Genomic DNA, 11,418 nt, shown 5'->3' with positions numbered 1-11,418 from the left:
CAACCAGAAATATTTTCTGGATGACCTTATAATACGAACGGGTGCGTTAGCTGAAGATTGGCTGTCTTTAAGGCAGCTTTTTCTTTATGGAACTATCGGGGCAGGTTAGTGCCAAAAGAAGAGCGAACTTACATAGTATAAAGACTTACCAAAATTAACCGAGAGGACTAAATTAATGGAGAAAATAAATGAAATTATTTATGGTCTTATAAACCAAGGCATAATAAAAAATGATGATATAGACATAAAGAAATTAAAAAGTGGTACTACAAATGGAATTCTATATATTCTACATATTAACAAAATACCGAAATATGTAATTAAAATGGACAAACCTAAACTAATAGCTGCAACAGAGGCTTTTCTCCTTACTTATAAAGATGTAAATTTATGCCGGGCTTTTGTGTCACTCGTCGTAAAATATCTAAATACTAGTATCACAATGAATTAGACCCTAAAAGGGTATCATTAAGTATAGACGTGTCACTTTTGCACATCCAACTTTAAAACCCAGCTACCTTCACAAAAGAAGATTAGCTGGGTTTCGTTATTATTTACGTCCAATCATTAAGCTAGTTCATGCATTCTACAAATTCTGTGATAATGGATGTCAGATTATTAATTTCGAGAATAGTTCAATTTGAGTAAATAGCCGATGAATGAGTCTAAAATTGCCGTTTGTGACTTTCATAATACTTGTGAGCTTGAAAAAGTCTTTGATGACTTTCTTAAATCAGAACAAATGAAATCAAAGGTTAAAAACGACCCATACCACATTACAATATAGTAAAGACAACAAGAAAATAAATGGAATTAGGTAGGACGATACTTTTATACAAGTATCGTCTTTGCCATTGACTATATGGCTTCGACACTTCCAGCTAAGGGGTTCTTTATTTGTATACTCGCGTGCAATAATAAGTTACCCTTTAAATTGTGTCATTCTACAGAGCGATTCTTTAAAAAGGTCAGCTTTTCTTACTAACAGTGCTTTACTTCAATAAGAGAGTTGTTTTCATGCTATTTAGATACATCTGCTAAGATTCCACTAATACGTGTCTCAATTTCTCCACCATTCCTCCATTGAAAGTATATCACTTTAATAGGGGGTGTTTTTCCTTGTCTTATCTAACTAGGTCTCTCCACTGGAACCCCAGTGCTTTTTCTTTATAAGTAAATTGGTTCTTTCGATATGGTTAAAAACCCACTTTCACCATGTATTTGTAAACCTTTTCATATTTTGGCAAGGATAACACCTTTATTTTCCAAGATGATTGTTAAAATCCGAGAGTTCTTCGTACGGAAGGGATAAAGGTTTGACTAATTGTAAGGGCGCAACAATTTTGGTTTTTAAGAGTAAGAATTAAGTTGGATGATATATCACGAGAAATCTGTTGTATAAAAGAAATATTAACGATATAAGATCGATGGATCCGGAGAAAAGAGTCTGGCAACCTTTGTTCGATATTCTTTAGGGTATAAATTGTACTATATTGACCATCCGCAGTATAAAACCATGTCTTCTTTTGATTGCTTTCAATATAAATTATTTGATCAACAGGGATCGGACTCCAAATATCTCCTTGTTTACCAGTTATAAAAGAGAGGGGTGAATGCTTCTTAAGTGAGTACCATGGTGGCAGAATTACTGTTAGTGCCCCGTTAAATCCATCTTGTCCTTTTATGAGATAACCTACACCATAATACGGAATTCCGAATACAGAGTCATCAACCAACGTCTCAACTCGACCCTTCTGGTGGAAAACTCGTTCTGAGATGCTTCCTGAAGGGATTGGTTGTCCGGGGCGAATTTGAATGTCATGAATGCCAGCATAATAATTTATATATCTATTGCCGCTCGCAACGGCTACAGATGCTTCTTTGGGAACCCAGTCCTTAATGAATTGAAGCACTTCGTTTTTCAAGCTTCTACTCCTCTCCATATGTTTGGCATCATTATAACACCAATGTGTTATTTTTTATTTGGTTATTTGTCATTTTTTCTAACTATTTAAATTATTCAATCATAGTATAATTCTGTTTTTATCCACCGTTAACCCTTTTCATCAACATATAGAAAGCTTTGTCAGAAAATTATGACATATACAAATAAACTGTTATAAAATTACGATAAATAAACAAACTTTTGTAAAACAGTTGTTTGGAAAGGATGATGTTGGTCTATCAGTTTGGGGATGGACTACACTTTTAATCATCATTTTTAAAGCGCTTTCAAAAGATCCATCTTCGTGATATTCAGGAGAGGCCACAAACATGCAAAGCTCGCGCTTCAAGTGTTTGCCGAGAGAATTCATAAATATATCGGGATGTACGCGATGCAATTAAGAGAATTGATGCGAACATCTTTACGGCAGGTATTGGCGAAAATAGTGACGTCATCCGCTCTCGTGTTTTGGACGGTCTGGAATTTATGGGCTTATATTGGGATCCTGCCCTCAATAAAGTAAACGGCAGCGTGTCGTTCATTAGTTATCAACACTCACCGATCCAAGTGTTGGTTATACCAACAAATGAATAAATCATAATTGCCAGAGATACGGTTCGCTTAACGCTTCGTGAAAGTCACCTAGTATTATAGACAAAATAATTGCTGTTTATTTAGGGTCATTTTTTCTGTAAATGTTCAGTGTGCTCGTTTTCTATAATACTTGGAATCTAATATTTTTAATAAAGATAAAACTAAGCATGTTGATATAGGGTGTGTTGAAGGCAATGAGCGATGTATCTTAAATTTATACGAGGGGGATTATTATGTTAAAAACGAAGGGTTTAGAGGGAGTAGTCGCAACAACCTCTTCTGTCAGTTCGATTGTTGATGATATGTTAACATATAGAGGCTTTTCGATTGATGATCTAGCCCAATTTGCTGATTTTGAAGAAATTATTTATCTATTGTGGCATAACAAACTCCCTAAATTAGAACAGTTAACTGAATTTCGAAATGAATTAAATGTAAACGCTTCCCTTCCTGAAGAATTAATTGCACAATTGAAATTGTTTCCTACCAAAAATATTCATCCTATGGCGGTCTTAAGGACGTGCGTATCAACACTCGCACTGTATGACGAAGAAGCAGATGAAACCAGTGATCAAGCCAACTATCGTAAAGCTATCCGTTTACAAGCGAAAATACCGGCAATCATAGCAGCTTATGCGCGTATTTGTGAAGGGAAAGAACCGATTCCACCCATAAGCTCACTAAGTTTTGCTGCCAACTTTCTCTATATGTTAAATGGAGCAATACCCAATTCAAAGTCTGAGGAAGCGTTTAACAAAGCACTAGTTCTACACGCTGACCATGAGTTAAACGCCTCCACCTTTACAGGTCGTGTATGTGTCGCCACGTTGTCTGATATGTATTCAGGGATAACAGCTGCAATCGGTGCGTTGAAAGGACCTCTTCATGGCGGAGCTAATGAGCGTGTGATGAAAATGCTGGCAGAAATTGATGAGATAGATTATATTGAGCCCTACTTGAAACGAGCATTTATCAACAAAGAAAAAATTATGGGCTTCGGCCATCGGGTTTATAAAAATGGCGATCCTCGTGCGAAACATTTGAGAGAAATGTCACGACAATTAGCCGAAGTCACAGGTGAAGACAAGTGGTATAACATGTCAATAATGATGGAAGAAATCATTCGAAGTGAAAAGGGATTGCCGCCGAACGTTGATTTCTATTCAGCATCCGTTTATCACTGCTTAGGGATTAAACATAACCTTTTCACGCCGATTTTCGCGGTGAGCCGCGTATCAGGTTGGATCGCTCATATTTTGGAACAGTATGAGAACAATCGTTTAATTCGCCCCCGCGCTGAATATATCGGACCGAAACACCTAGAATATATTCCAATCGCGGAACGTTAAGGGTACGGGTATTCCATATTTTGCGAGAAACTAGATAACGCCGCCCATCGTTGTTGCGCAGTTTTCACAGGTAAAGAGGCACAACTGTATCTCTTTAACCTCTTGTTTGCAGACCAACCCTGTTGATGGATGACATATGCCATCTTTATAGAATCAGGATTCCCGAAAGAAATTGTAGTTGGCACGTTTCCGTTCGGCACAGGGAGTTAAATTTGTCTGTAAAGGATTTTACAAACTTTGTTATTGAAGGAACCAGATTTTTTTGTAACTCGATGTGGAATTATATACTTATCCAAAAGATAGATAAAACGCATGCAAAATATCTTAAAGTCACGAAGTGGGGTAACAAAATGACAAAAAACAGATGGTTAATAGCTTTATCTGCTATCGCTATCCACCTTTCCATTGGTGGGGCATACGCATATAGCGTATACAAGAAACCTTTAGTTGAGACTATGGGGTGGTCAGAAACTCAAGTAACTTTAGCTTTTACAATTATGATGGCACTTGCAGGAACCTCCGCAGCTTTCTTTGGGAAATTTGTTGAAAAGAATGGTCCAAGAAAATCAGCTATGGTTGCATCTGTATTATTTGGTTTAGGACAAGCCGGTTCCGGTTTGGCTGTTATGATCGATTCACTTCCACTTTACCTACTTACTTATGGATTAATAAGTGGTCTCGGTTTGGGTATAGGATACATCTCACCAGTATCCACTCTAGTCAAATGGTTCCCCGATAGAAGAGGGTTAGCGACAGGTATGGCCGTACTCGGTTTTGGAGCTGGAGCTCTTATTACAGCCCCAGTTGCAGCAAGTCTTATGGAGTCTGTTGGAATTTATTCTACTTATTATATTTTAGGTGCAGGTTATTTCATACTAATGTTTCTAGGTGCTTCTTATATTGCACCTCCAAAAGCGAACTGGATTCCTGAAGGTATGAAAAAAGATATTGAGTCAGGCAAAAAAGAAATTAAGAAAGATTTGAGACAGGTAACTGCAAAAGAAGCGGTTAGAACAAAGCATTTCTGGATGCTGTGGACAATGAAATTAATTAATACTAGTGCTGGAATTATGATGATTTCTGTGGCTTCTCCAATGGCTCAAGACGTAGTTGGCTTGTCAGTCGCTGGGGCTGCTACACTAGTAGGTATCATGGGTATCTTTAATGGTGGAGGCAGACTTGGCTGGGCAGCAGCCTCTGATTATATTGGCCGCCCAAATGTTTTCGTGATTTTCTTTATTATTCAAATCGGAGCGTTCCTTTTACTGCCAACTACAACAAATTCGTTATTGTTCCAAGGGTTTATTTTGTTAGTTGTTAGTTGTTATGGTGGAGGTTTCTCAAATCTCCCTGCATTTGCTGGAGATTTATTTGGAACAAAAGAAATTGGTGCTATCCATGGTTATCTTTTAACAACATGGTCGCTTGGAGGAGTTTGTGGACCAATGCTGGTTACCGCAATTAGAGAAAGTACAAACAGTTATATTCCAGTGTTCTATGTTTTCGCTGGATTAATTGCAATTGCTTTCGTCATTTCCATCTGGCTGCGTTTAGATATCAAAAAAATGCAAAGAGCACAACAAAAAGGAATGAATTTAAGTAAAATTTCATAATTCAGAATAGTATCTCCGGCTATTTAGTAGTTAATCTATTCGATAAAGGCATATCAATCAGCCGAGTTCCTTTTAGACAAGCTGTGTTAATGCCTTTTTTTCTTGTTATTTGATTTTTGTCCGATACTCACAGGTTCAACCTTACTTTTCAACCTGATTAAGAGACTTTTTTTGATACATATCCGTCGTGTTCCATTTGTTGAAAATGGTGAAATTGTTGGTCTTTGTGCCAAAGGTGATCTTGCAAAGGTCAACATTCATGTCAATGAAGCCGGTGAAGCAAGCAGTTTATCAGTTCCGTATGAATGGCCAATCAGAATTGATTATGCAAACGGCCCTATTTATATTGGTGAACAAGATTTATATGAAGAAGAAGAGAATGAAGATTGATATTGAAATTTACGATTGGCATAGTCGAATAGGTTCATATTTTAGTTATTAATGTATGTTAAATCGATTTTAGAGTGTTGACCAATAGGGTTAACGCTCTTTTTGTTTACAAAATTAGCTATATAGTGATGTAAGTGTATTTTTCCTTCTTGTTGAACTAACGGGTGCTTTACTTCATTACCAAGCGAATCAGTAGCTCCTTTTGTTATGCAACAAACGGTGCAGGGCAGGTTAAAGAAGGGATTTGGACTACGAATAAAAGACATTCTGTTTTCAAGAATGTCTTTTATTAATTTATTATTGTATTTTAAGTTTTTCTTTTTCAACAATATCCTTAGCAATATCTTCAATGGTTACATTTCCCAGTACCTTTTCCATAGCAAATTGAGCTGCTGACAACACAGGAGTGATCGAATCTTGAATGTTCCTGCCCACAAGGCAATCAGGGTGCGGATTTTCATGCACACTAAACAATTCTTTTTCCTGCACAACATCGACCGCCTTATAAACGTTAAGTAATGTTATATAAGAAGGTTCCTTGGCTAGTTTTGCCCCTGCAATACCAGGTTGTACTTCAATTAACCCTGCCTTTTTTAACATACCCATAATTTTTCTTATCAAGGTTGGGTTCGTGTTTACGCTCCCCGCTAAGAACTCCGATGAGCTTATTCCCTCTTTATTTAATTCAATAAGAGCTAATATATGAACACCAACGGTAAATCGGCTGCTGATGGACATATCATTCACCTACCTTTTACTTCATCGCAAAGTTTATTACACAGATTAATCATGTATTTAATTTGATTACAACGTATTATACCTTAAAATTTGAAGAAAATATAAAAGGTTTATAAATTGGTTGACAAGATAACTACATGTATCTATTATAAATACATGTATTAGATATAGATACAGGTTAATGGATGTTTAATTTGAATATAAAAAATTATTGGAGGAATACCAAATGAAAATATTAGTAACAGGAGCAACAGGAAAGTTGGGAACGAAAGTTGTAGAAACCTTATTGAAAACTGTACCAGCTAATCAACTGGCTGTAAGTGTGCGAAATCCAGAGAAAGCTGAAGAATTAAGAACTCGCGGAGTAGACGTACGTCAAGGAGATTTTGATCGTCCAGAAACATTGGATACAGCTTTTGCAGGAATTGATCGCTTGTTAATTATTTCTGCGGATGGAGACAATGAAACAAGGATACGTCAGCATTCAAATGCGGTAGTTGCGGCAGAGCGTGCTGGAGTTAAATTTATTGCTTATACTAGCTTGGCAAATGCAAAGGAAAGCAAAAATTTTCTTGCTCCAACGCATCAGGCAACAGAAGAATCCATTCTGAAAACAGGCATTCCATACTCCTTCTTACGCAACAACTGGTATTTGGAGAATGAAATTTCAAGTATTCAAGGTGTTCAAGCAGGAGCTCCTTGGGTGACATCAGCAGGAAATGGCAAGGTAGGATGGGCACTACAACAAGATTATGCAGAAGCTGCGGCATCGGTACTATCTGGTAACGGACACGAAAATACAATCTATGAGCTTTCTGGCAAGTTATTGACTCAGGAAGAACTTGCATCTGCAGTTGGTAATGTATTGGGTAAAGAAGTACCTGTTCAACAGGTTGATGATGCTACTTATGCTGATATTATGAAGAGTGTTGGCTTACCTGATTTCCTTATTCCTATGCTCATTGATATCCAAAAAGGCGTTCGAGAAGGCACCCTTGAAGTAGAAAGCAATGATTTCGAAAAACTTCTTGGACGGTCAGCTACACCAATTAGTAAGGGCTTAACTCAAATCATTAAAGGTATCTCTTAAACAGCATAATTGAACTTAATTTAAATTAGAAAGGTCGGTCGGTTTTAAATATAAGAATCATGCAACGCCAATAAGAGATTACTTGTATTCAATATGTAAAATGTTCATGGGGAAGGTTGCTAAGGCAGCCTTTTTCTTATAGAGCTAAAGGGGCAGTATAGTTGAAGAAATAAAAAACGGTTAATGATTCCAAACAAAATGCTATTATGAATCTAAGATTTTTAGGGTTGGTTTTTAATAGTAGGAGGAAGTGTAAAATATGATTGAATATAAAGGTGGTAAAGAATATTGGAACGGACGTAAGTGCGATAGTAATTTTGTATTTCGTACATTAGCAGATATGTTCCCTCAAGATTATGAGTTATATATAAAAGAATCAAAAGAATACAAAAAAAAGAATATAGTTCTACATTGTTCTAATTGTAATTATGATTGGGTGAATTATGAAACCGATATTTCTACGGCCCAATGTCCTACCTGCAAATCAATGAAGTTTCAAAAATTATAAGCCCTTATTTAGACTTTGTGATTGTGAATAAATGTACTTAAACTAAACCAGCCAATAGTTTGTCAACATTTTTCAATAAACAGAACAATGTTGAAGCAGATTTTATAGTAGATGATCTGGCGGAATTACCTTTAATCATTGGAAAATTAACCCAATCCAATATTAAATCTTCTTGAACAAATAGGTGCTTTACTTAAATAAGGGAGGTTGCTACGGCAACCTTTTTCTTACGGAACTAACGGGGCAGGCTAGTTGAATAAAGGAATTTTTTTTGTAACATAATTTTTTGTTCTAAACAACTATTTGTTGAATGATCTGCATTTTTCAACGAAAGGATGAGCTTCTAACCGTTAAAAGTAAACATATTCAGCTTGTGGTGCATATACTGGATTGGTCCTTTATATAGGGTAGTAAATAAGATATCTAATCCTTTATTCTTCAGAACATAAACTTTAAATTTAGGGGGAGATTAGTATTGCAAACTGCACAGCAAACAATGGTTAGTATTCCATTCCCATCATGGGATATCCATGCTGCTATGGCTGGTAGACCAATCATTTGGGGCGTACTCAACATTAACTCCTATTACAGATAACAGGGTAATTGGTAAGGTTAATTTTCGTGGTACACCTATTCCAATTAATGGATCTTGGGATGAAAACACCAAACATATAAGATTTGATTCACCTTATGCCACATTTTCTGGAAACTTAGCCATATTTGATGAACCCCAGATTAGAATTCGACATTTTATTTTAAATGGGAGGCTTATTATGAAACCTCCTTCTTTACAAGCAGGCGAATACGGAACAGGGGTTGCTACAACCGATAGAGCTCTTACCGGATATCCCGTAATTAGTGGTACCTTTCCCCCTGTTGGAGTCTTTTTAACATCGAATATACTTAGTCAGTTACAGCAGAATAATGTGAGATTTTAGGTTTAAATGGAAGAAATGTAAAACGAACCTCCTTTTTTGTTTTTCGATACATCTCCAACATTAAATTTCCTGTGACAAAACAAACTAATTACAAAATTATTTGAGGTGTCTCTGAGAAAGGTCAATCTAAACAATTCCTCGTATTCCAAACGTATACTTGCTACATAGTTTGTACAAGTTAAGGGAAAAACTAAGGAGGAATTTTAGTTGGAGTGGATTTTTTTTCTATACCTGTTAAATACGTTCTTTATCTTATTCATAGCAATTTGGGAAGTTCGGCGGCCAGCCAAAGCTTTGAATTGGATAGTAATCGTCCTTGTTTTGCCTGTCATTGGTTTCTTACTATATCTTAGCATATCAAATCCCAAGCTTATTCATCGTAAAAGATTGACCTCTTCTCATAATGAGTCTAATAAGTTACCTGATACATATGGTGATTCAGCATCGATAATCGCCGATGCTTTAAGGTATTTTACTGTAGGCGGGCTTCGAGTCGGCAAAGTCCAAGTACTAAACAATGGAATAGCAAAATATGAACAACTTATCGAATCCCTACAAAAAGCCAAAAAAACCATTGATCTGGAATATTTCATCTATCGGAATGACCATATTGGTAATCGCATCACAGAACTGCTGATCGAAAAAGCAGTAAATGGAGTGCGGGTTCGTTTTATTAGAGATGGTTGGGGGAGTAAAAAATTTCCGCGTCAAAAAATTCTTCAGATGGTGGAAGCAGGGATAGAATGTCGGACAATATTTCCTTTAAGCTTTCCCTGGATTTTGTCCAATTGGAATTATCGGGATCATTGTAAGATTGTCACGATTGACAGAAAGGAATCCTTTACTGGGGGTATGAACGTTGGGTATGAATATACAGGATTAAAGCCAGACGTAGGATTTTGGAGGGACACTCATTTGCAAATTATAGGGGAAGCAACAGGCGACTTGCAGACTATCTTCGACGTTCATTGGAATATCGCTGTACCAGAACGGATAAAGTCAAAAACAAAATCTGAGGCAACGAAAAAGCCCACTAAAATCCCAAAATATAAATCAAAGGAAATCAATCCAACCGGGAGCATAGATCTTTCAAGATGGTCTGCCGAATTAGGATCTGAGTTATGGCCTATAGAAGGTAAAACAGACAATACCCAAACAAAGACAGGAGGATTGCAAAAAGCATACATCCATACGTTGGAAGGAAACCCTGGAATTCCTACACCAGTTATTCGTCAAGCTTACTTTATATTAATAACACAAGCGACCAAAACCATTGATATAACAACGCCCTACTTTATACCAGAAACAGATATTATTATGGCATTAAAGACAGCTGTGGCTCGTGGTGTACGCGTAAGATTACTTGTTCCTCGCCATATTGATCAAAAAATCGTGGGCTTTGCAAGTCGTACCTATTACGGGGAACTTATAGAAGCTGGGGTCCAAATCTACCAGTATGATAAAGGAATGTTACATGCGAAACTGATGATCATTGATGAGGAAATTGCAGAAGTAGGCGCAGCAAACTATGATATGAGAAGTTTTCGCCTGAATTATGAAGTGTGTCAAGTCGTGTACAGTGCTGATGTGGCAAGGGAACTCACAGAGCAGTTCGAGAGGGATCTTACTGATTCTGTATCATTAAGAATTGAAGACTTGTTGCAACGATCCCTGACCGAGCGCATTGTTGAACAGGGTTCTCGCCTGCTTTCTCCATTATTATAAGTTGATGTATCCTGTTTTTATTGTTCTATCTTAAATCTAGATTTAAAAAATTTCATTGTTTTTAAAATATTTCTGATTCATTTGAAAAAAGTCGAAAACCCGTGTAAGAAGAACTTTCAACATGGGTTTTTTTCTTATTTACGATGGAAATTCATTACTAAAAAACGGTAATACTAAAAAGGCAGCTCAAAGAGTTTGAATTCAAAAATATCTGTTACCTTTAATTGAAATATAGGGGGATATCAATAGATAATATATTTGAAAATCTTAAGGAAATACGTTTATTAGAAGATAAACCGTACCTTATAGAACTAAATGATTGGCTAAAGAATGAGTTTTTAACTTGGGAATAGTGGATACTAGTCGGTTTTTTAGTTGTGCCTTGGGTTCTATGGGCTAAACTCGTTAAACGAGACATTATTTTAGAAATTTTGTTTTTTGGTACCATAATTATCTTGACAACAACCTTATTAGATGTAGTTGGTGCACAATATAGTTTTTGGGATTACCCCATTGCATTCCTACCTT

10 protein-coding genes and 1 pseudogene are annotated in these 11,418 nt (G+C 36.5%); 9 read left to right on the top strand and 2 right to left on the bottom strand.

Annotation, left to right across the window (positions count from 1 at the left end; genetic code table 11):
- The first annotated feature begins 175 nt into the window (after positions 1-175).
- A complete protein-coding gene (locus ADA55_RS17290) occupies positions 176-451 on the top strand; it encodes a hypothetical protein (protein ID WP_048686159.1) in 276 nt (91 codons plus the stop codon).
- A gap of 826 nt (positions 452-1,277) precedes the next feature.
- Here the strand turns inward: ADA55_RS17290 and ADA55_RS17285 are convergent.
- On the bottom strand, positions 1,278-1,925 hold the full coding sequence (locus ADA55_RS17285) for a LytR/AlgR family response regulator transcription factor (RefSeq protein WP_048686157.1): 648 nt from the start codon (positions 1,923-1,925) through the stop codon (positions 1,278-1,280).
- 348 nt (positions 1,926-2,273) lie between these two features.
- Here ADA55_RS17285 and ADA55_RS28645 point away from each other — a divergent pair.
- The 4 genes and pseudogenes from ADA55_RS28645 to ADA55_RS30070 form a co-directional block, all read left to right on the top strand.
- Positions 2,274-2,539 (top strand): annotated as a pseudogene (locus ADA55_RS28645) (acetate kinase); the annotation flags it as partial.
- A 233-nt stretch (positions 2,540-2,772) separates the two neighbouring features.
- A complete protein-coding gene (citZ, locus tag ADA55_RS17280) occupies positions 2,773-3,888 on the top strand; it encodes a citrate synthase (RefSeq protein WP_048686155.1) in 1,116 nt (371 codons plus the stop codon).
- A 350-nt stretch (positions 3,889-4,238) separates the two neighbouring features.
- Positions 4,239-5,501, top strand: a complete 1,263-nt coding sequence (locus tag ADA55_RS17275) for an L-lactate MFS transporter (RefSeq protein ID WP_048686161.1) — start codon at positions 4,239-4,241, stop codon at positions 5,499-5,501.
- Between the two features lie 171 nt (positions 5,502-5,672).
- Positions 5,673-5,891 carry a hypothetical protein gene (locus ADA55_RS30070; RefSeq protein ID WP_048686153.1) on the top strand — a complete coding sequence of 73 codons (219 nt, stop codon included), beginning with the start codon at positions 5,673-5,675 and terminating at the stop codon, positions 5,889-5,891.
- A 297-nt stretch (positions 5,892-6,188) separates the two neighbouring features.
- Here ADA55_RS30070 and ADA55_RS17265 read toward each other — a convergent pair whose 3' ends face one another.
- The gene (locus ADA55_RS17265) at positions 6,189-6,629 is read right to left on the bottom strand and encodes an Rrf2 family transcriptional regulator (RefSeq protein ID WP_048686151.1); all 441 of its coding nucleotides are present in this window, start codon (positions 6,627-6,629) and stop codon (positions 6,189-6,191) included.
- 226 nt (positions 6,630-6,855) lie between these two features.
- Between ADA55_RS17265 and ADA55_RS17260 the strand changes: the two genes are divergently transcribed.
- From ADA55_RS17260 to ADA55_RS17245, 4 genes are all read left to right on the top strand, one after another.
- Positions 6,856-7,719 (top strand): SDR family oxidoreductase, encoded by an 864-nt coding sequence (locus ADA55_RS17260; RefSeq protein WP_048686149.1) that lies wholly within the window; start codon positions 6,856-6,858, stop codon positions 7,717-7,719.
- Between the two features lie 259 nt (positions 7,720-7,978).
- The gene (locus ADA55_RS17255) at positions 7,979-8,227 is read left to right on the top strand and encodes a hypothetical protein (RefSeq protein ID WP_048686147.1); all 249 of its coding nucleotides are present in this window, start codon (positions 7,979-7,981) and stop codon (positions 8,225-8,227) included.
- Between the two features lie 530 nt (positions 8,228-8,757).
- Entirely contained in the window at positions 8,758-9,165 is a 408-nt protein-coding gene (locus ADA55_RS17250) for a hypothetical protein (protein ID WP_226990495.1), read from the top strand.
- A 207-nt stretch (positions 9,166-9,372) separates the two neighbouring features.
- Entirely contained in the window at positions 9,373-10,890 is a 1,518-nt protein-coding gene (locus ADA55_RS17245; RefSeq protein ID WP_048686145.1) for a phospholipase D-like domain-containing protein, read from the top strand.
- The last annotated feature ends 528 nt before the right edge of the window (positions 10,891-11,418 follow it).

The sequence above is a fragment of the Bacillus sp. 220_BSPC genome (assembly GCF_001054655.1).
Classification (GTDB): domain Bacteria; phylum Bacillota; class Bacilli; order Bacillales; family DSM-1321; genus Peribacillus; species Peribacillus frigoritolerans.
The sequence above is the reverse complement of the archived record's forward strand: the minus strand, read 5'-3'. Positions and strand labels throughout refer to the sequence as shown.

Excerpts from the sequence above, each read along its gene's own strand:
- ADA55_RS17290 (WP_048686159.1), top strand. The coding sequence starts at position 176 with ATGGAGAAAATAAATGAAATTATTTATGGTCTTATAAACCAAGGCATA.
- citZ (WP_048686155.1), top strand. The coding sequence starts at position 2,773 with ATGTTAAAAACGAAGGGTTTAGAGGGAGTAGTCGCAACAACCTCTTCT.
- ADA55_RS17275 (WP_048686161.1), top strand. The coding sequence starts at position 4,239 with ATGACAAAAAACAGATGGTTAATAGCTTTATCTGCTATCGCTATCCAC.
- ADA55_RS17265 (WP_048686151.1), bottom strand. The coding sequence starts at position 6,629 with ATGTCCATCAGCAGCCGATTTACCGTTGGTGTTCATATATTAGCTCTT.
- ADA55_RS17260 (WP_048686149.1), top strand. The coding sequence starts at position 6,856 with ATGAAAATATTAGTAACAGGAGCAACAGGAAAGTTGGGAACGAAAGTT.
- ADA55_RS17255 (WP_048686147.1), top strand. The coding sequence starts at position 7,979 with ATGATTGAATATAAAGGTGGTAAAGAATATTGGAACGGACGTAAGTGC.
- ADA55_RS17250 (WP_226990495.1), top strand. The coding sequence starts at position 8,758 with ATGCTGCTATGGCTGGTAGACCAATCATTTGGGGCGTACTCAACATTA.